Origin of the sequence: Neptuniibacter sp. PT8_73 (assembly GCF_047778045.1) — a bacterium.
Classification (GTDB): domain Bacteria; phylum Pseudomonadota; class Gammaproteobacteria; order Pseudomonadales; family Balneatricaceae; genus Neptuniibacter.
In genome coordinates this window covers 2648605-2672706 of sequence record NZ_CP180545.1, presented here as the reverse complement: position 1 = coordinate 2672706, position 24102 = coordinate 2648605, and the positions used below count along the sequence as shown (strand labels likewise).

Here is a 24102-nt window from a genome sequence, read left to right as displayed (position 1 = left end):
TTATTCAGATCAGATAAATGTGGCCTGCGTAAGGTGGTTTTTTGATTTCGAATAATTTGATCTAACTTATTAAAAACTAGAAAAAAATAGGTACCTGTACCTCGGTACAATAGTTTTTAATGTTTTGTGCATCTATAAAGGGTGTAATCACCCAAAGATCTGTTTTCTAAGGATTAGTAAGTATGAACGTTATTGGTACAGTTTCGCATCTGATTGGTCGTGCAGTAGCTATTAAAGCAGACGGTACAGAAAGACTATTAGCATTAGGCGATGAGATATACGCAGACGAGATGGTTCGCGTTGCGCCAGATGCATCTATCGAAATTGCAATGGAAGGCGGCGACCCTGTTCGATTAGAAGGCGGTCAGAACTGGTTGGCTAGTAGCGAGACATATATAGAAGCAGATAACTTCGACCTGACAGAGGCAACGGCAGATGTAGAGTCTATCCAGGCTGCGATCTTAGCGGGTGCCGACCCTACGGATGTTGCCGAAGAAACTGCTGCTGGTGGAAATGCTCCGGCTGCAGGTGGTCAAGGTAACGAAGGTTCTAGTACAGTAAATATCGAACGTACAGCTGAAGAAGTCGATCCAACAGCTGGTTATGAAACTATCGGTTTTGCGCGGGGTGATGATACGCGTGAAGTTTTTGTTGGTACTAATAACGAGCAAATTAATCCTGAAAATAATGAACAGATTGCCCCTGAAACAGTAGAAATCAATCTTGCTGGTCCTGCAACAGTGGTTGAGGGTGAAAACGCTACCTACACGATTACTATTAGCCGCGCACCAACAACAGATATGACTATCAGTGTAACAACTGGTCATATCACAACAGATGATGGTGATTTGGTACCTGTGGTACTGGATGTGGTTATTCCTGCAGGTCAAACATCTGTGAATTTTGATGTTGAGACAATTGATGATGCATACGCAGATAGTGGTGAACGCTATTCAGTTAATATCACTTCATTGTCTGGTGGTGGATTCAACGCTGTTGACGTAGTTAGCGACTCTGTTGTTACTACTATTTTAGATCAGACTGGCTCCGATGATATTCCTGGGCCTGAAGATATTGGCGCGACAGTTAGCATCAGCGGTGACACAGCGGTATGGGAAGGTAACCAAGCGACCTTCACCGTGACAACGGATACTATCTCTAACGAAGACATCATCGTTAACGTACGTACGGTTGAACCAGCGATCGACCCTGCAACAGGCGACGTTGACTACGTAACCGTCACGACTGCGGTGACTATCCCAGCCGGCCAGCCGTCTGTGGACTTTATCGTAGAGACCAATGACGATGCGCTAGCAGACAGCGGTGAGAAGTTCATTGCAGAGATCGTAGATGCGTCCGGCGCTGAGTTCGAAGCGGTCGCTGTTGATGCAACTGCCGACAGTGTTGAAACCACAATCGTAGATGCTTCTGATCCAACACCACCGGGTATCCCAGGTACACCAGATAGCCCAGATGCAGGTGCGACAGTTAGCATCAGCGGTGATACAGCGGTATGGGAAGGTAACCAAGCGACCTTCACCGTGACAACGGATACCATCTCTAACGAAGACATCATCGTTAACGTACGTACAGTTGAACCTGCGGTTGATCCTGCAACAGGCGACGTTGACTACGTAACGGTAACAACAGCAGTAACGATCCCAGCTGGCCAGCCGTCTGTGGACTTTATCGTAGAGACCAATGACGATGCGCTAGCAGACAGCGGTGAGAAGTTCATTGCAGAGATCGTAGATGCGTCCGGCGCTGAGTTCGAAGCGGTCGCTGTTGATGCAACTGCCGACAGTGTTGAAACCACAATCGTAGATGCTTCTGATCCAACACCACCACCGGGTATCCCAGGTACACCAGATAGCCCAGATGCAGGTGCGACAGTTAGCATCAGCGGTGACACAGCGGTATGGGAAGGTAACCAAGCGACCTTCACCGTGACAACGGATACCATCTCTAACGAAGACATCATCGTTAACGTACGTACAGTTGAACCTGCGGTTGATCCTGCAACAGGCGACGTTGACTACGTAACGGTAACAACAGTAGTAACGATCCCAGCAGGCCAACCGTCTGTGGACTTTATCGTAGAGACCAATGACGATGCGCTAGCGGACAGCGGTGAGAAGTTCATTGCAGAGATCGTAGATGCGTCCGGCGCTGAGTTCGAAGCGGTCGCTGTTGATGCAACTGCCGACAGTGTTGAAACCACAATCGTAGATGCTTCTGATCCAACACCACCACCGGGTATCCCAGGTACACCAGATAGCCCAGATGCAGGTGCGACAGTTAGCATCAGCGGTGACACAGCGGTATGGGAAGGTAACCAAGCGACCTTCACCGTGACAACGGATACCATCTCTAACGAAGACATCATCGTTAACGTACGTACAGTTGAACCTGCGGTTGATCCTGCAACAGGCGACGTTGACTACGTAACGGTAACAACAGCAGTAACGATCCCAGCAGGCCAACCGTCTGTGGACTTTATCGTAGAGACCAATGACGATGCGCTAGCAGACAGCGGTGAGAAGTTCATTGCAGAGATCGTAGATGCGTCCGGCGCTGAGTTCGAAGCGGTCGCTGTTGATGCAACTGCCGACAGTGTTGAAACCACAATCGTAGATGCTTCTGATCCAACACCACCACCGGGTATCCCAGGTACACCAGATAGCCCAGATGCAGGTGCGACAGTTAGCATCAGCGGTGACACAGCGGTATGGGAAGGTAACCAAGCGACCTTCACCGTGACAACGGATACCATCTCTAACGAAGACATCATCGTTAACGTACGTACAGTTGAACCTGCGGTTGATCCTGCAACAGGCGACGTTGACTACGTAACGGTAACAACAGCAGTAACGATCCCAGCAGGCCAACCGTCTGTGGACTTTATCGTAGAGACCAATGACGATGCGCTAGCGGACAGCGGTGAGAAGTTCATTGCAGAGATCGTAGATGCGTCCGGCGCTGAGTTCGAAGCGGTCGCTGTTGATGCAACTGCCGACAGTGTTGAAACCACAATCGTAGATGCTTCTGATCCAACACCACCACCGGGTATCCCAGGTACACCAGATAGCCCAGATGCAGGTGCGACAGTTAGCATCAGCGGTGACACAGCGGTATGGGAAGGTAACCAAGCGACCTTCACCGTGACAACGGATACCATCTCTAACGAAGACATCATCGTTAACGTACGTACAGTTGAACCTGCGGTTGATCCTGCAACAGGCGACGTTGACTACGTAACGGTAACAACAGCAGTAACGATCCCAGCAGGCCAACCGTCTGTGGACTTTATCGTAGAGACCAATGACGATGCGCTAGCGGACAGCGGTGAGAAGTTCATTGCAGAGATCGTAGATGCGTCCGGCGCTGAGTTCGAAGCGGTCGCTGTTGATGCAACTGCCGACAGTGTTGAAACCACAATCGTAGATGCTTCTGATCCAACACCACCACCGGGTATCCCAGGTACACCAGATAGCCCAGATGCAGGTGCGACAGTTAGCATCAGCGGTGATACAGCGGTATGGGAAGGTAACCAAGCGACCTTCACCGTGACAACGGATACCATCTCTAACGAAGACATCATCGTTAACGTACGTACAGTTGAACCTGCGGTTGATCCTGCAACAGGCGACGTTGACTACGTAACGGTAACAACAGCAGTAACGATCCCAGCCGGCCAACCGTCTGTGGACTTTATCGTAGAGACCAATGACGATGCGCTAGCAGACAGCGGTGAGAAGTTCATTGCAGAGATCGTAGATGCGTCCGGCGCTGAGTTCGAAGCGGTCGCTGTTGATGCAACTGCCGACAGTGTTGAAACCACAATCGTAGATGCTTCTGATCCAACACCACCACCGGGTATCCCAGGTACACCAGATAGCCCAGATGCAGGTGCGACAGTTAGCATCAGCGGTGACACAGCGGTATGGGAAGGTAACCAAGCGACCTTCACCGTGACAACGGATACCATCTCTAACGAAGACATCATCGTTAACGTACGTACAGTTGAACCTGCGGTTGATCCTGCAACAGGCGACGTTGACTACGTAACGGTAACAACAGCAGTAACGATCCCAGCTGGCCAGCCGTCTGTGGACTTTATCGTAGAGACCAATGACGATGCGCTAGCAGACAGCGGTGAGAAGTTCATTGCAGAGATCGTAGATGCGTCCGGCGCTGAGTTCGAAGCGGTCGCTGTTGATGCAACTGCCGACAGTGTTGAAACCACAATCGTAGATGCTTCTGATCCAACACCACCACCGGGTATCCCAGGTACACCAGATAGCCCAGATGCAGGTGCGACAGTTAGCATCAGCGGTGACACAGCGGTATGGGAAGGTAACCAAGCGACCTTCACCGTGACAACGGATACCATCTCTAACGAAGACATCATCGTTAACGTACGTACAGTTGAACCTGCGGTTGATCCTGCAACAGGCAACGTTGACTACGTAACGGTAACAACAGCAGTAACGATCCCAGCTGGCCAGCCGTCTGTGGACTTTATCGTAGAGACCAATGACGATGCGCTAGCGGACAGCGGTGAGAAGTTCATTGCAGAGATCGTAGATGCGTCCGGCGCTGAGTTCGAAGCGGTCGCTGTTGATGCAACTGCCGACAGTGTTGAAACCACAATCGTAGATGCTTCTGATCCAACACCACCACCGGGTATCCCAGGTACACCAGATAGCCCAGATGCAGGTGCGACAGTTAGCATCAGCGGTGACACAGCGGTATGGGAAGGTAACCAAGCGACCTTCACCGTGACAACGGATACCATCTCTAACGAAGACATCATCGTTAACGTACGTACAGTTGAACCTGCGGTTGATCCTGCAACAGGCAACGTTGACTACGTAACGGTAACAACAGCAGTAACGATCCCAGCTGGCCAGCCGTCTGTGGACTTTATCGTAGAGACCAATGACGATGCGCTAGCAGACAGCGGTGAGAAGTTCATTGCAGAGATCGTAGATGCGTCCGGCGCTGAGTTCGAAGCGGTCGCTGTTGATGCAACTGCCGACAGTGTTGAAACTACAATCGTAGATGCTTCTGATCCAACACCACCACCGGGTATCCCAGGTACACCAGATAGCCCAGATGCAGGTGCGACAGTTAGCATCAGCGGTGATACAGCGGTATGGGAAGGTAACCAAGCGACCTTCACCGTGACAACGGATACCATCTCTAACGAAGACATCATCGTTAACGTACGTACAGTTGAACCTGCGGTTGATCCTGCAACAGGCAACGTTGACTACGTAACGGTAACAACAGCAGTAACGATCCCAGCTGGCCAACCGTCTGTGGACTTTATCGTAGAGACCAATGACGATGCGCTAGCAGACAGCGGTGAGAAGTTCATTGCAGAGATCGTAGATGCGTCCGGCGCTGAGTTCGAAGCGGTCGCTGTTGATGCAACTGCCGACAGTGTTGAAACTACAATCGTAGATGCTTCTGATCCAACACCACCACCGGGTATCCCAGGTACACCAGATAGCCCAGATGCAGGTGCGACAGTTAGCATCAGCGGTGACACAGCGGTATGGGAAGGTAACCAAGCGACCTTCACCGTGACAACGGATACCATCTCTAACGAAGACATCATCGTTAACGTACGTACAGTTGAACCAGCGATCGACCCTGCAACAGGCGACGTTGACTACGTAACCGTCACGACTGCGGTGACTATCCCAGCCGGCCAGCCGTCTGTGGACTTTATCGTAGAGACCAATGACGATGCGCTAGCAGACAGCGGTGAGAAGTTCATTGCAGAGATCGTAGATGCGTCCGGCGCTGAGTTCGAAGCGGTCGCTGTTGATGCAACTGCCGACAGTGTTGAAACCACAATCGTAGATGCTTCTGATCCAACACCACCACCGGGTATCCCAGGTACACCAGATAGCCCAGATGCAGGTACAGAACTGAGTATCTCAGGTGCGACATCTACGCTTGAAGGCAATGGTGTTGAGTACACTGTATCTTTGACTGAGCCTACGCTAGAAGAAATGACGGTGGAAATAACCATCGCCCATGCACCAGTAGATGGCACTCAAAATACTGATATCACACCGGAAGTTATTACAGTTACGATCCCTCAGGGCGGAACAGAGGTTAAGTTCACAGTTGATAACCTGAACGATCTAATTGCAGAAAACCCTGAAGACTATGTTGTGAGTATTACTGACAACAGTAACGGCGGTTATGAGGCTGTTACACTGGGTCAGACCGAAGTTAAAACAACGATTAACGATGATGATAGCGTTAGCGTTCAATCGGTAACTTCTGATACACAAACAGAAGGCACACTTAACAACGATCTTGTACATACAGTTGTTATGAGTGGCGCATCTGTAAATGATGAGACTTATAGCTTCAGTCTCACGGATACCACTACACAAACTGTTGACCATGGTGCGCCAGTATTCAGCAATAGCGTAACGTACAATGCAAGTACTGGCCTAATTACAGTACCTGCGGGTGTAACGACCTTTACTATTACGACAACCGTCACTGATGATGCGTTAGCTGATAGTGGTGAGTTCTACACAATTAATGTTGGCGGAGTTGACGCAACAGGTACGATCCTTGATGAAACCGATCCGTACGAGCCTACTGACCCAGATCAGCCAAATGAACGGGATGTTGGCGCTACAGTTAGCATCAGCGGTGATACAGCGGTATGGGAAGGTAACCAAGCGACCTTCACCGTGACAACGGATACCATCTCTAACGAAGACATCATCGTTAACGTACGTACAGTTGAACCTGCGGTTGATCCTGCAACAGGCGACGTTGACTACGTAACGGTAACAACAGCAGTAACGATCCCAGCCGGCCAACCGTCTGTGGACTTTATCGTAGAGACCAATGACGATGCGCTAGCAGACAGCGGTGAGAAGTTCATTGCAGAGATCGTAGATGCGTCCGGCGCTGAGTTCGAAGCGGTCGCTGTTGATGCAACTGCCGACAGTGTTGAAACCACAATCGTAGATGCTTCTGATCCAACACCACCACCGGGTATCCCAGGTACACCAGATAGCCCAGATGCAGGTGCGACAGTTAGCATCAGCGGTGACACAGCGGTATGGGAAGGTAACCAAGCGACCTTCACCGTGACAACGGATACCATCTCTAACGAAGACATCATCGTTAACGTACGTACGGTTGAACCAGCGATCGACCCTGCAACAGGCGACGTTGACTACGTAACCGTCACGACTGCGGTGACTATCCCAGCCGGCCAACCGTCTGTGGACTTTATCGTAGAGACCAATGACGATGCGCTAGCAGACAGCGGTGAGAAGTTCATTGCAGAGATCGTAGATGCGTCCGGCGCTGAGTTCGAAGCGGTCGCTGTTGATGCAACTGCCGACAGTGTTGAAACTACAATCGTAGATGCTTCTGATCCAACACCACCACCGGGTATCCCAGGTACACCAGATAGCCCAGATGCAGGTGCGACAGTTAGCATCAGCGGTGACACAGCGGTATGGGAAGGTAACCAAGCGACCTTCACCGTGACAACGGATACCATCTCTAACGAAGACATCATCGTTAACGTACGTACAGTTGAACCTGCGGTTGATCCTGCAACAGGCGACGTTGACTACGTAACGGTAACAACAGCAGTAACGATCCCAGCAGGCCAACCGTCTGTGGACTTTATCGTAGAGACCAATGACGATGCGCTAGCGGACAGCGGTGAGAAGTTCATTGTAGAGATCGTAGATGCGTCCGGCGCTGAGTTCGAAGCGGTCGCTGTTGATGCAACTGCCGACAGTGTTGAAACCACAATCGTAGATGCTTCTGATCCAACACCACCACCGGGTATCCCAGGTACACCAGATAGCCCAGATGCAGGTGCGACAGTTAGCATCAGCGGTGATACAGCGGTATGGGAAGGTAACCAAGCGACCTTCACCGTGACAACGGATACCATCTCTAACGAAGACATCATCGTTAACGTACGTACAGTTGAACCTGCGGTTGATCCTGCAACAGGCAACGTTGACTACGTAACGGTAACAACAGCAGTAACGATCCCAGCCGGCCAACCGTCTGTGGACTTTATCGTAGAGACCAATGACGATGCGCTAGCAGACAGCGGTGAGAAGTTCATTGCAGAGATCGTAGATGCGTCCGGCGCTGAGTTCGAAGCGGTCGCTGTTGATGCAACTGCCGACAGCGTTGAAACCACAATCGTAGATGCTTCTGATCCAACACCACCACCGGGTATCCCAGGTACACCAGATAGCCCAGATGCAGGTGCGACAGTTAGCATCAGCGGTGACACAGCGGTATGGGAAGGTAACCAAGCGACCTTCACCGTGACAACGGATACCATCTCTAACGAAGACATCATCGTTAACGTACGTACAGTTGAACCTGCGGTTGATCCTGCAACAGGCAACGTTGACTACGTAACGGTAACAACAGCAGTAACGATCCCAGCTGGCCAGCCGTCTGTGGACTTTATCGTAGAGACCAATGACGATGCGCTAGCGGACAGCGGTGAGAAGTTCATTGCAGAGATCGTAGATGCGTCCGGCGCTGAGTTCGAAGCGGTCGCTGTTGATGCAACTGCCGACAGTGTTGAAACTACAATCGTAGATGCTTCTGATCCAACACCACCACCGGGTATCCCAGGTACACCAGATAGCCCAGATGCAGGTGCGACAGTTAGCATCAGCGGTGATACAGCGGTATGGGAAGGTAACCAAGCGACCTTCACCGTGACAACGGATACCATCTCTAACGAAGACATCATCGTTAACGTACGTACAGTTGAACCTGCGGTTGATCCTGCAACAGGCAACGTTGACTACGTAACGGTAACAACAGCAGTAACGATCCCAGCTGGCCAGCCGTCTGTGGACTTTATCGTAGAGACCAATGACGATGCGCTAGCAGACAGCGGTGAGAAGTTCATTGCAGAGATCGTAGATGCGTCCGGCGCTGAGTTCGAAGCGGTCGCTGTTGATGCAACTGCCGACAGTGTTGAAACCACAATCGTAGATGCTTCTGATCCAACACCACCATCGGGTATCCCAGGTACACCAGATAGCCCAGATGCAGGTACAGAACTGAGTATCTCAGGTGCGACATCTACGCTTGAAGGCAATGGTGTTGAGTACACTGTATCTTTGACTGAGCCTACGCTAGAAGAAATGACGGTGGAAATAACCATCGCCCATGCACCAGTAGATGGCACTCAAAATACTGATATCACACCGGAAGTTATTACAGTTACGATCCCTCAGGGCGGAACAGAGGTTAAGTTCACAGTTGATAACCTGAACGATCTAATTGCAGAAAACCCTGAAGACTATGTTGTGAGTATTACTGACAACAGTAACGGCGGTTATGAGGCTGTTACACTGGGTCAGACCGAAGTTAAAACAACGATTAACGATGATGATAGCGTTAGCGTTCAATCGGTAACTTCTGATACACAAACAGAAGGCACACTTAACAACGATCTTGTACATACAGTTGTTATGAGTGGCGCATCTGTAAATGATGAGACTTATAGCTTCAGTCTCACGGATACCACTACACAAACTGTTGACCATGGTGCGCCAGTATTCAGCAATAGCGTAACGTACAATGCAAGTACTGGCCTAATTACAGTACCTGCGGGTGTAACGACCTTTACTATTACGACAACCGTCACTGATGATGCGTTAGCTGATAGTGGTGAGTTCTACACAATTAATGTTGGCGGAGTTGACGCAACAGGTACGATCCTTGATGAAACCGATCCGTACGAGCCTACTGACCCAGATCAGCCAAATGAACGGGATGTTGGCGCTACAGTTAGCATCAGCGGTGATACAGCGGTATGGGAAGGTAACCAAGCGACCTTCACCGTGACAACGGATACCATCTCTAACGAAGACATCATCGTTAACGTACGTACAGTTGAACCTGCGGTTGATCCTGCAACAGGCAACGTTGACTACGTAACGGTAACAACAGCAGTAACGATCCCAGCTGGCCAACCGTCTGTGGACTTTATCGTAGAGACCAATGACGATGCGCTAGCAGACAGCGGTGAGAAGTTCATTGCAGAGATCGTAGATGCGTCCGGCGCTGAGTTCGAAGCGGTCGCTGTTGATGCAACTGCCGACAGTGTTGAAACTACAATCGTAGATGCTTCTGATCCAACACCACCACCGGGTATCCCAGGTACACCAGATAGCCCAGATGCAGGTGCGACAGTTAGCATCAGCGGTGACACAGCGGTATGGGAAGGTAACCAAGCGACCTTCACCGTGACAACGGATACCATCTCTAACGAAGACATCATCGTTAACGTACGTACAGTTGAACCTGCGGTTGATCCTGCAACAGGCGACGTTGACTACGTAACGGTAACAACAGCAGTAACGATCCCAGCTGGCCAGCCGTCTGTGGACTTTATCGTAGAGACCAATGACGATGCGCTAGCAGACAGCGGTGAGAAGTTCATTGCAGAGATCGTAGATGCGTCCGGCGTTGAGTTCGAAGCGGTCGCTGTTGATGCAACTGCCGACAGTGTTGAAACCACAATCGTAGATGCTTCTGATCCAACACCACCACCGGGTATCCCAGGTACACCAGATAGCCCAGATGCAGGTGCGACAGTTAGCATCAGCGGTGACACAGCGGTATGGGAAGGTAACCAAGCGACCTTCACCGTGACAACGGATACCATCTCTAACGAAGACATCATCGTTAACGTACGTACGGTTGAACCAGCGATCGACCCTGCAACAGGCGACGTTGACTACGTAACCGTCACGACTGCGGTGACTATCCCAGCCGGCCAACCGTCTGTGGACTTTATCGTAGAGACCAATGACGATGCGCTAGCAGACAGCGGTGAGAAGTTCATTGCAGAGATCGTAGATGCGTCCGGCGCTGAGTTCGAAGCGGTCGCTGTTGATGCAACTGCCGACAGTGTTGAAACTACAATCGTAGATGCTTCTGATCCAACACCACCACCGGGTATCCCAGGTACACCAGATAGCCCAGATGCAGGTGCGACAGTTAGCATCAGCGGTGACACAGCGGTATGGGAAGGTAACCAAGCGACCTTCACCGTGACAACGGATACCATCTCTAACGAAGACATCATCGTTAACGTACGTACAGTTGAACCTGCGGTTGATCCTGCAACAGGCGACGTTGACTACGTAACGGTAACAACAGCAGTAACGATCCCAGCAGGCCAACCGTCTATGGACTTTATCGTAGAGACCAATGACGATGCGCTAGCGGACAGCGGTGAGAAGTTCATTGTAGAGATCGTAGATGCGTCCGGCGCTGAGTTCGAAGCGGTCGCTGTTGATGCAACTGCCGACAGTGTTGAAACCACAATCGTAGATGCTTCTGATCCAACACCACCACCGGGTATCCCAGGTACACCAGATAGCCCAGATGCAGGTGCGACAGTTAGCATCAGCGGTGATACAGCGGTATGGGAAGGTAACCAAGCGACCTTCACCGTGACAACGGATACCATCTCTAACGAAGACATCATCGTTAACGTACGTACAGTTGAACCTGCGGTTGATCCTGCAACAGGCAACGTTGACTACGTAACGGTAACAACAGCAGTAACGATCCCAGCCGGCCAACCGTCTGTGGACTTTATCGTAGAGACCAATGACGATGCGCTAGCAGACAGCGGTGAGAAGTTCATTGCAGAGATCGTAGATGCGTCCGGCGCTGAGTTCGAAGCGGTCGCTGTTGATGCAACTGCCGACAGTGTTGAAACCACAATCGTAGATGCTTCTGATCCAACACCACCACCGGGTATCCCAGGTACACCAGATAGCCCAGATGCAGGTGCGACAGTTAGCATCAGCGGTGACACAGCGGTATGGGAAGGTAACCAAGCGACCTTCACCGTGACAACGGATACCATCTCTAACGAAGACATCATCGTTAACGTACGTACAGTTGAACCTGCGGTTGATCCTGCAACAGGCAACGTTGACTACGTAACGGTAACAACAGCAGTAACGATCCCAGCTGGCCAGCCGTCTGTGGACTTTATCGTAGAGACCAATGACGATGCGCTAGCGGACAGCGGTGAGAAGTTCATTGCAGAGATCGTAGATGCGTCCGGCGCTGAGTTCGAAGCGGTCGCTGTTGATGCAACTGCCGACAGTGTTGAAACCACAATCGTAGATGCTTCTGATCCAACACCACCATCGGGTATCCCAGGTACACCAGATAGCCCAGATGCAGGTACAGAACTGAGTATCTCAGGTGCGACATCTACGCTTGAAGGCAATGGTGTTGAGTACACTGTATCTTTGACTGAGCCTACGCTAGAAGAAATGACGGTGGAAATAACCATCGCCCATGCACCAGTAGATGGCACTCAAAATACTGATATCACACCGGAAGTTATTACAGTTACGATCCCTCAGGGCGGAACAGAGGTTAAGTTCACAGTTGATAACCTGAACGATCTAATTGCAGAAAACCCTGAAGACTATGTTGTGAGTATTACTGACAACAGTAACGGCGGTTATGAGGCTGTTACACTGGGTCAGACCGAAGTTAAAACAACGATTAACGATGATGATAGCGTTAGCGTTCAATCGGTAACTTCTGATACACAAACAGAAGGCACACTTAACAACGATCTTGTACATACAGTTGTTATGAGTGGCGCATCTGTAAATGATGAGACTTATAGCTTCAGTCTCACGGATACCACTACACAAACTGTTGACCATGGTGCGCCAGTATTCAGCAATAGCGTAACGTACAATGCAAGTACTGGCCTAATTACAGTACCTGCGGGTGTAACGACCTTTACTATTACGACAACCGTCACTGATGATACGTTAGCTGATAGTGGTGAGTTCTACACAATTAATGTTGGCGGAGTTGACGCAACAGGTACGATCCTTGATGAAACCGATCCGTACGAGCCTACTGACCCAGATCAGCCAAATGAACGGGATGTTGGCGCTACAGTTAGCATCAGCGGTGATACAGCGGTATGGGAAGGTAACCAAGCGACCTTCACCGTGACAACGGATACCATCTCTAACGAAGACATCATCGTTAACGTACGTACAGTTGAACCTGCGGTTGATCCTGCAACAGGCGACGTTGACTACGTAACGGTAACAACAGCAGTAACGATCCCAGCTGGCCAGCCGTCTGTGGACTTTATCGTAGAGACCAATGACGATGCGCTAGCAGACAGCGGTGAGAAGTTCATTGCAGAGATCGTAGATGCGTCCGGCGCTGAGTTCGAAGCGGTCGCTGTTGATGCAACTGCCGACAGTGTTGAAACCACAATCGTAGATGCTTCTGATCCAACACCACCACCGGGTATCCCAGGTACACCAGATAGCCCAGATGCAGGTGCGACAGTTAGCATCAGCGGTGACACAGCGGTATGGGAAGGTAACCAAGCGACCTTCACCGTGACAACGGATACCATCTCTAACGAAGACATCATCGTTAACGTACGTACAGTTGAACCTGCGGTTGATCCTGCAACAGGCAACGTTGACTACGTAACGGTAACAACAGCAGTAACGATCCCAGCTGGCCAGCCGTCTGTGGACTTTATCGTAGAGACCAATGACGATGCGCTAGCGGACAGCGGTGAGAAGTTCATTGCAGAGATCGTAGATGCGTCCGGCGCTGAGTTCGAAGCGGTCGCTGTTGATGCAACTGCCGACAGTGTTGAAACCACAATCGTAGATGCTTCTGATCCAACACCACCACCGGGTATCCCAGGTACACCAGATAGCCCAGATGCAGGTGCGACAGTTAGCATCAGCGGTGACACAGCGGTATGGGAAGGTAACCAAGCGACCTTCACCGTGACAACGGATACCATCTCTAACGAAGACATCATCGTTAACGTACGTACAGTTGAACCTGCGGTTGATCCTGCAACAGGCAACGTTGACTACGTAACGGTAACAACAGCAGTAACGATCCCAGCTGGCCAGCCGTCTGTGGACTTTATCGTAGAGACCAATGACGATGCGCTAGCAGACAGCGGTGAGAAGTTCATTGCAGAGATCGTAGATGCGTCCGGCGCTGAGTTCGAAGCGGTCGCTGTTGATGCAACTGCCGACAGTGTTGAAACCACAATCGTAGATGCTTCTGATCCAACACCACCACCGGGTATCCCAGGTACACCAGATAGCCCAGATGCAGGTGCGACAGTTAGCATCAGCGGTGACACAGCGGTATGGGAAGGTAACCAAGCGACCTTCACCGTGACAACGGATACCATCTCTAACGAAGACATCATCGTTAACGTACGTACAGTTGAACCTGCGGTTGATCCTGCAACAGGCGACGTTGACTACGTAACGGTAACAACAGCAGTAACGATCCCAGCAGGCCAACCGTCTGTGGACTTTATCGTAGAGACCAATGACGATGCGCTAGCGGACAGCGGTGAGAAGTTCATTGCAGAGATCGTAGATGCGTCCGGCGCTGAGTTCGAAGCGGTCGCTGTTGATGCAACTGCCGACAGTGTTGAAACCACAATCGTAGATGCCTCTGATCCAACACCACCACCGGGTATCCCAGGTACACCAGATAGCCCAGATGCAGGTGCGACAGTTAGCATCAGCGGTGACACAGCGGTATGGGAAGGTAACCAAGCGACCTTCACCGTGACAACGGATACCATCTCTAACGAAGACATCATCGTTAACGTACGTACAGTTGAACCTGCGGTTGATCCTGCAACAGGCGACGTTGACTACGTAACGGTAACAACAGCAGTAACGATCCCAGCAGGCCAACCGTCTGTGGACTTTATCGTAGAGACCAATGACGATGCGCTAGCAGACAGCGGTGAGAAGTTCATTGCAGAGATCGTAGATGCGTCCGGCGCTGAGTTCGAAGCGGTCGCTGTTGATGCAACTGCCGACAGTGTTGAAACCACAATCGTAGATGCTTCTGATCCAACACCACCACCGGGTATCCCAGGTACACCAGATAGCCCAGATGCAGGTGCGACAGTTAGCATCAGCGGTGACACAGCGGTATGGGAAGGTAACCAAGCGACCTTCACCGTGACAACGGATACCATCTCTAACGAAGACATCATCGTTAACGTACGTACAGTTGAACCTGCGGTTGATCCTGCAACAGGCGACGTTGACTACGTAACGGTAACAACAGTAGTAACGATCCCAGCAGGCCAACCGTCTGTGGACTTTATCGTAGAGACCAATGACGATGCGCTAGCGGACAGCGGTGAGAAGTTCATTGCAGAGATCGTAGATGCGTCCGGCGCTGAGTTCGAAGCGGTCGCTGTTGATGCAACTGCCGACAGTGTTGAAACCACAATCGTAGATGCTTCTGATCCAACACCACCACCGGGTATCCCAGGTACACCAGATAGCCCAGATGCAGGCGCTACAGTTAGCATCAGCGGTGACACAGCGGTATGGGAAGGTAACCAAGCGACCTTCACCGTGACAACGGATACCATCTCTAACGAAGACATCATCGTTAACGTACGTACAGTTGAACCAGCGATCGACCCTGCAACAGGCGACGTTGACTACGTAACCGTCACGACTGCGGTGACTATCCCAGCCGGCCAGCCGTCTGTGGACTTTATCGTAGAGACCAATGACGATGCGCTAGCAGACAGCGGTGAGAAGTTCATTGCAGAGATCGTAGATGCGTCCGGCGCTGAGTTCGAAGCGGTCGCTGTTGATGCAACTGCCGACAGTGTTGAAACCACAATCGTAGATGCTTCTGATCCAACACCACCACCGGGTATCCCAGGTACACCAGATAGCCCAGATGCAGGTGCGACAGTTAGCATCAGCGGTGACACAGCGGTATGGGAAGGTAACCAAGCGACCTTCACCGTGACAACGGATACCATCTCTAACGAAGACATCATCGTTAACGTACGTACAGTTGAACCTGCGGTTGATCCTGCAACAGGCAACGTTGACTACGTAACGGTAACAACAGCAGTAACGATCCCAGCTGGCCAGCCGTCTGTGGACTTTATCGTAGAGACCAATGACGATGCGCTAGCGGACAGCGGTGAGAAGTTCATTGCAGAGATCGTAGATGCGTCCGGCGCTGAGTTCGAAGCGGTCGCTGTTGATGCAACTGCCGACAGTGTTGAAACCACAATCGTAGATGCTTCTGATCCAACACCACCACCGGGTATCCCAGGTACACCAGATAGCCCAGATGCAGGTGCGACAGTTAGCATCAGCGGTGACACAGCGGTATGGGAAGGTAACCAAGCGACCTTCACCGTGACAACGGATACCATCTCTAACGAAGACATCATCGTTAACGTACGTACAGTTGAACCTGCGGTTGATCCTGCAACAGGCGACGTTGACTACGTAACGGTAACAACAGCAGTAACGATCCCAGCAGGCCAACCGTCTGTGGACTTTATCGTAGAGACCAATGACGATGCGCTAGCAGACAGCGGTGAGAAGTTCATTGCAGAGATCGTAGATGCGTCCGGCGCTGAGTTCGAAGCGGTCGCTGTTGATGCAACTGCCGACAGTGTTGAAACCACAATCGTAGATGCTTCTGATCCAACACCACCACCGGGTATCCCAGGTACACCAGATAGCCCAGATGCAGGTGCGACAGTTAGCATCAGCGGTGACACAGCGGTATGGGAAGGTAACCAAGCGACCTTCACCGTGACAACGGATACCATCTCTAACGAAGACATCATCGTTAACGTACGTACAGTTGAACCTGCGGTTGATCCTGCAACAGGCGACGTTGACTACGTAACGGTAACAACAGCAGTAACGATCCCAGCAGGCCAACCGTCTGTGGACTTTATCGTAGAGACCAATGACGATGCGCTAGCGGACAGCGGTGAGAAGTTCATTGCAGAGATCGTAGATGCGTCCGGCGCTGAGTTCGAAGCGGTCGCTGTTGATGCAACTGCCGACAGTGTTGAAACTACAATCGTAGATGCTTCTGATCCAACACCACCACCGGGTATCCCAGGTACACCAGATAGCCCAGATGCAGGTGCGACAGTTAGCATCAGCGGTGACACAGCGGTATGGGAAGGTAACCAAGCGACCTTCACCGTGACAACGGATACCATCTCTAACGAAGACATCATCGTTAACGTACGTACAGTTGAACCTGCGGTTGATCCTGCAACAGGCGACGTTGACTACGTAACGGTAACAACAGCAGTAACGATCCCAGCAGGCCAACCGTCTGTGGACTTTATCGTAGAGACCAATGACGATGCGCTAGCGGACAGCGGTGAGAAGTTCATTGCAGAGATCGTAGATGCGTCCGGCGCTGAGTTCGAAGCGGTCGCTGTTGATGCAACTGCCGACAGTGTTGAAACCACAATCGTAGATGCTTCTGATCCAACACCACCACCGGGTATCCCAGGTACACCAGATAGCCCAGATGCAGGTGCGACAGTTAGCATCAGCGGTGATACAGCGGTATGGGAAGGTAACCAAGCGACCTTCACCGTGACAACGGATACCATCTCTAACGAAGACATCATCGTTAACGTACGTACAGTTGAACCTGCGGTTGATCCTGCAACAGGCGACGTTGACTACGTAACGGTAACAACAGCAGTAACGATCCCAGCCGGCCAACCGTCTGTGGACTTTATCGTAGAGACCAATGACGATGCGCTAGCAGACAGCGGTGAGAAGTTCATTGCAGAGATCGTAGATGCGTCCGGCGCTGAGTTCGAAGCGGTCGCTGTTGATGCAACTGCCGACAGTGTTGAAACCACAATCGTAGATGCTTCTGATCCAACACCACCACCGGGTATCCCAGGTACACCAGATAGCCCAGATGCAGGTGCGACAGTTAGCATCAGCGGTGACACAGCGGTATGGGAAGGTAACCAAGCGACCTTCACCGTGACAACGGATACCATCTCTAACGAAGACATCATCGTTAACGTACGTACAGTTGAACCTGCGGTTGATCCTGCAACAGGCGACGTTGACTACGTAACGGTAACAACAGCAGTAACGATCCCAGCTGGCCAGCCGTCTGTGGACTTTATCGTAGAGACCAATGACGATGCGCTAGCAGACAGCGGTGAGAAGTTCATTGCAGAGATCGTAGATGCGTCCGGCGCTGAGTTCGAAGCGGTCGCTGTTGATGCAACTGCCGACAGTGTTGAAACCACAATCGTAGATGCTTCTGATCCAACACCACCACCGGCTATCCCAGGTACACCAGATAGCCCAGATGCAGGTGCGACAGTTAGCATCAGCGGTGACACAGCGGTATGGGAAGGTAACCAAGCGACCTTCACCGTGACAACGGATACCATCTCTAACGAAGACATCATCGTTAACGTACGTACAGTTGAACCTGCGGTTGATCCTGCAACAGGCAACGTTGACTACGTAACGGTAACAACAGCAGTAACGATCCCAGCTGGCCAGCCGTCTGTGGACTTTATCGTAGAGACCAATGACGATGCGCTAGCGGACAGCGGTGAGAAGTTCATTGCAGAGATCGTAGATGCGTCCGGCGCTGAGTTCGAAGCGGTCGCTGTTGATGCAACTGCCGACAGTGTTGAAACCACAATCGTAGATGCTTCTGATCCAACACCACCACCGGGTATCCCAGGTACACCAGATAGCCCAGATGCAGGTGCGACAGTTAGCATCAGCGGTGACACAGCGGTATGGGAAGGTAACCAAGCGACCTTCACCGTGACAACGGATACCATCTCTAACGAAGACATCATCGTTAACGTACGTACAGTTGAACCAGCGATCGACCCTGCAACAGGCGACGTTGACTACGTAACCGTCACGACTGCGGTGACTATCCCAGCCGGCCAGCCGTCTGTGGACTTTATCGTAGAGACCAATGACGATGCGCTAGCAGACAGCGGTGAGAAGTTCATTGCAGAGATCGTAGATGCGTCCGGCGCTGAGTTCGAAGCGGTCGCTGTTGATGCAACTGCCGACAGTGTTGAAACCACAATCGTAGATGCTTCTGATCCAACACCACCACCGGGTATCCCAGGTACACCAGATAGCCCAGATGCAGGTGCGACTGTCAGCATCATTGGTGATGTTAAGGTTGAAGAGGGCAATATCGCTACGTTTACTGTAACTACCGATACGGTATCTACAGAAGACATCATCGTTAACGTACGGACACGTGAACCAGTATCTAATCCTGCTACCGGTGGGGTTGATTATGTTACGGTTACTACGGCAGTAACTATTCTTGCTGGTGAAACCTCAGCGGACTTCACAGTTACAACCAATGAAGACGGCGTTGTTGAGAGTGATGAATACTTTATCGCGGAGATTGTAGATGCGTCTGGTGCTGAGTTCGAAGCGGTAGCTGTAGATAGTGTTGCTAACAGTGTTACCACACTAATTGACGATGACGACCATGCTCCAGTCGCACAAGATGATCCTGGTTTCGTTTCAGGCGGTCTTGCTTCTGAGTACTACGGCTACAGACAGGGTATTGATGGCAATAACCTGACTAGCGTTCAGCAGGTTAAAGACTATGTAGAAGCCAATGATGCTGAAATAACCTTTACTTCGACTCAGATTAACTACGGTTATGACGATGCTAATGGTAACGATCGCTATGATGCAGGTGAGTCTGTAGGTACAGGCGATCTAGCAGATGATGTTGCAGCAGGCGGCGGTGTTCCTAGCAACCTTGAGGCGTTCTTAAAACAAGATGCTGCTTCAATCGAAGGCTCTAGTACTGTTGAAGCTACAGATGGTGTCTTGCATATCTCAGGTATGATCGATATCCCTGCAGATGGTACTTACACTTTTGATGTTCAACATGATGATGGTTTCGTTATTTATGTTGATGGCGTGGATATCTTCAACTACGACAACATTACACCTCCAACCGAATCGATTAAGACTGTTGAATTGACTGGAGGTAAGCATACAGTTGAAGTTTTCTACTGGGATCAGGGTGGCAATTATGTCTTTGATCTGCAGCTTCTTGATGGTGCGGACAACAATGTATGGGTAGCAGAAAATCTTTCTTACCCAACTACAGAACCGATTGTTACCGAAGAAGATACAGCAGTTGATATCAACCTAGTTGCTAATGACTCTGATCTTGATGGTGACTTAGATCCATCATCTATTCAGATCGAAACAGGCCCAGCCAACGGTACTGTAACAGTTCATGCTGATGGTACAGTTACTTATGATCCAGCTGATGACTTCTATGGAGTCGATACCTTTACTTACACTATTCGTGATTTGGCAGGTAACGTTTCAAATGTTGCAACAGTTACAGTAGCTGTAAATGCCGTTAATGATCTTCCAGAGCTATCTGTTGATGGTCCTATCTCAGTATCCGAGGAAGCAATTCCTGTTGTAGGTCTACGTGAAGGTGCAGAAGATAATTCTGATACAACTACTGGTACTGGCACTATCACAATTACTGATGTGGATAGTTCTGAATTCTTCATCTCACTAGAAGGACCTGTAGGCGTAACTGCAGGTACTGGTCAGGATGCTGTTGTTTGGAATTGGGTAGCAGACACTGATGATACTAATGACACGCATGGTGTATTGACTGGTTCTAATAGTGTAACTGGTGAAATTGTTGCGACTGTTACGGTTTCTGATCCAGTTGATGCTGGTAATGGTACACAAACAGTTAACTATGAGTTTGAGTTAATCTCCGCAATCACTCACCCAGATGGGAATGGCGAAAACTTCGAACAACTTGATTTTGTTGCAAATGTTTCTGATGGTAGAGACACAGTTCAAACTAATTTTGTAGTTAATGTTGAAGATGATGTTCCAGTAAGCGGCGATATTTCTGACTCAATTATAATTCCTCGTACTTTAACTAACGTCATGTTGGTTATGGATTTCTCAGGCAGTATGAATGATCCACGTACTGATGGAGATGGTAACCCTCTTCCTACTTACTTCGAAGAGATGCAGTCTGCATTAGTGAGTATGCTTGAAGCTTATGACTCTATTGGGCATGTAGCTGTTCAAATTGTTACTTTTGCAACTGATTCTGATATTCCAGAGGTTATTACGGGTGATAATGGATGGGTAAGCGCTGATGATGCAATTGCTTATCTTGAGTCTCTCAGCAATAGCGATATGAGTGGTTGGACAAACTACGATGCAGCACTTGCAGAAGCAGAAACAGCGTTTGCTCAATCTACAGGTAAAATTGATGGCGCTACTAACGTTTCTTACTTCTTGTCAGATGGTGAACCAACTGCATGGATAAATGACGATGGTTCCATCGGTGATCCAAATAATCTAGGAGAGAACACTGGTACCGTAGGTATTGATGATACTGAACAAGCCGCTTGGGAAGCGTTTGTTACAGCTAATGATATTGACTCTTATGCAATCGGCTTTGGTGGCGCTGATTTATCTGATCTTGAGCCAGTTGCATACAACGGTACGGGTTCAGGTTCAGAACGAGATGCGATTGATGCAACCGCAGAGGGGGCGAGCCTAACTGATATTCTTCTAGAAACGGTTATTCAGCCTTCAGTTGGTAACCTATTTGGCTCTCTTGCGTCAGGTGGCTTTGGTGCTGATGGTAATGGTCATGTTAAATCCATGGTTATCGATGGAGAAACATATTCATACAATAGCCTAACTAACGAAACCACTAATTCTGGTGGTTCAGTAGTTGGCACAGGAGCTGTGTTCACTGTCACTACTATTAATTCCGGCGTTCTAACAGTGGATATGTCTTCAGGTGATTACAGTTACACGCCTCTAGCATCATTGACTGAGAGTATTACAGAATCCTTTACGTTCTCTTTAGAAGATAGCGATGGAGATGTAAGTAACGGAACGGTTAACTTAAACGTTAGCCGCGAAGTTGAGCCAGTTGCAATCCTTGTGTCTGATACTGATCAAGTGTTTGAAGCAGATATGCCTGCTGGTACAAACGATCAGGGTAATAATGAAATTGCTACTGGTAATATTCTTTCGGATGATACGATTCCAGATGGTTTTGGTTTATCAGGGGTGTCTATTGTTGGGGGCAATACTACCGATAACGGCACAACATTCACTGTCACCACTGCTCAAGGGAATACACTAGTTGTTGATAAGGCTACTGGTGATTATACGTACACATTAATCAACGCGGTTACACATCAAGAATACGTCAATACAGGTTCAACAATCACTCTTGCATTCGATGACTTTAACTCTGATGAAAGTGGCTGGAGTGGTACTAACGTTTCACTTGATAGCGGTAGTTTAAGAATTGATGGTAGTGGAGATGTTGCCACTAAGACCTTCGACTTTGGCGATGGTTATGCAGATCAGGTTGTAACAATTTCATTTGATTATACAACTTTAGGCACCTGGGAAAGTGAAGATAGCTTTGTCATTACTGTTAACGGCACATCGCAGACCATCTCTAATAACGATGCTTCGGGGACCTTTACTACAGCTGTATCATTGACTACTAGCGGTATAGCGGTTATTGAGCTTGAAAATAGTAGTTCACGAAATAATGAAGATGTACGGTTTGATAACCTTGTTATTACCGGGCCTGAGATTATCAGTAATCAGCTTGATACAGTTGTTGATAGCTTCACTTACACCGTGTCTGATCAATTTGGCACAGAGTCTACAGCTAACTTGGATATTACCATCCATGACGATGCTCCACAGGCGTCACCTCAGAGTGTAGATCTCTTGATTGAGCCTGTTACGACTAACTTGTCTTTCATTATTGATATGTCAGGTAGTATGGATTCAAGCGATCGTCAGTTGGCTAAAGAGGCTGTTGAAGCTTTGGTTGCTGAATACGAAGCGATTGGTAATGTTAATCTGAACATTGTTGAGTTCTGGGGGAACAACCACAGTAATACAGGCTGGGTAGATTCTTCTTATAACTATCAATACCAGACTGGCACTTCGGGTACAGATATTGAACAAGGTCTTCGCTCTATGGTCGAGGATTCCTACAGTGGGAACCAGCCAGTTGCAGACCAAGATATTATGTACTTCTTTGGTGATGGTAATACATACGATGCTTATGAAACCGATTTCAATGCATATACGGGTATTACTGATCCAGCTAATAATGCTTGGCAGGACTTTGTAACGGGTGGGCAGATCGACAAACTATTCAGCTACAGTGTGAATACATCATCTGTTCTGTCTGATATTGAGCATCTAGCAGATAACGGTGAAAACCTTGTTTCTCAACCAGCAGTGAACATTGCCAACATCAATGATCTTAATGCTGCAGTTACTGCAACAGCAGGGGTATTTACTGAGGGTAGCTTGCTTCAAGATGTTTCAGGTAATGCCATCATTGAATATGGAGCTGATGGTGGTCGAATTGATGTTGTTACAATTGGTGCTGTAACTGTTAATTACGATGCTTCTAGTCCTGTGCAGGATGTTCAAGGAGAACACGGTGTGTTTACGCTGAACTTCCTAACAGGCGCTTATACTTATCAATCAGAAACTATCGGTGGAGTAGACGTTGTTGAAACAGTTAATGTTTCAATTGCTGATAATGATGGCGATACACTTGATACTGTGCTGCTCGATATTAATATCAACTTCAGCCCTGAATTTAATCAGATTCAAGGTGATGATTTTGCTAACAGCCTCGTTGGTACTGATGCTAATGAGAGTATTAGTGGTCTAGCTGGTGCTGATACCCTGCAAGGTGGTGGCGGTAACGACATCTTAACGGGTGGCGATGACGCTGACATGTTCGTCTGGACTAAGGATGATTTGGGTACTACTCTGTCGTCTGATGCGGATACCGTTGTTGACTTCAATACAGCCGAAGGTGATGTACTGAATCTTGCAGATGTACTGCAAGATGGTAGCCATGTCCTAGGTGCTGTAGAGCATGACGGTCACCTGCAACTACAGATCACAACAGACTCTTCATCTGATGTGATTCAGACTGTAGATGTTGAAAGTGTGGCGGTGTCTAACGACTCTGATGCAGCTACTCAATTACAGCAGCTTCTTGATAACAACAACATCGATGATGGTATCAACTAATAATCGATAGAGTTATCAACTAGTTAAAAGCACCCTTTATGGGTGCTTTTTTGTTTTCTGGGGGAAG

At 49.5% G+C, this 24102-nt stretch carries 1 protein-coding gene; it reads left to right on the top strand.

Annotation, left to right across the window (positions count from 1 at the left end; translation table 11 throughout):
• Positions 1 to 182 precede the first annotated feature (182 nt).
• On the top strand, positions 183 to 24035 hold the full coding sequence (locus tag ACMXYN_RS11965) for an immunoglobulin-like domain-containing protein (RefSeq protein ID WP_415892023.1): 23853 nt from the start codon (positions 183 to 185) through the stop codon (positions 24033 to 24035).
• Positions 24036 to 24102: the final 67 nt, after the last annotated feature.

Coding starts and splice junctions, on each gene's coding strand:
- ACMXYN_RS11965 (WP_415892023.1), top strand. CDS start 183: ATGAACGTTATTGGTACAGTTTCGCATCTGATTGGTCGTGCAGTAGCT.